This window comes from Erwinia sp. B116 (genome assembly GCF_002865965.1).
Taxonomy (GTDB): Bacteria; Pseudomonadota; Gammaproteobacteria; order Enterobacterales; family Enterobacteriaceae; genus Erwinia.
Genome location: NZ_JRZZ01000068.1, coordinates 1 through 438 on the forward strand (window position 1 = coordinate 1; position 438 = coordinate 438).

Genomic DNA, 438 nt, shown 5'->3' on the forward strand with positions numbered 1-438 from the left:
CGTGAAGAACGCAGCAGGCACCACGCTGGGCACCGCGCTGGTGCTGGCTGACGGCACCTTCACCGCGACGCTGAGCCCGGCTCAGCTGAACGGCCAGGTGCTGTCGGTTACCCAGACCGACCCGGCTAACCACGTGTCACCGGCCGCCAGCTATACCGCTGCCGACGTGATTACCCCGGATGCGCCGACCAACCTCGTGCTGGCGGCCAACGGCATCACGCTGACCGGACGTGGCGAAGCGGGCGACACCGTCACCGTGAAAAACGCAGCTGGCGTAACGCTAGGCACCGCGCTGGTGCTGGCTGATGGCACCTTCACCGCAACGCTGAGCCCGGCTCAGCTGAACGGCCAGGTGCTGTCGGTCACCCAGACCGACCCGGCACTGCACGTGTCACCGGCGGGCACCGTTAACGCAGCCGACATCACCACGCCGGATGC

General features: G+C 67.8%; 1 protein-coding gene. It reads left to right on the plus strand.

Features of this window, described 5'->3' with window-relative positions:
• Positions 1–438 (plus strand): Ig-like domain-containing protein (locus NV64_RS23295; protein WP_233209075.1); only part of this gene is annotated, 438 nt, incomplete at both ends.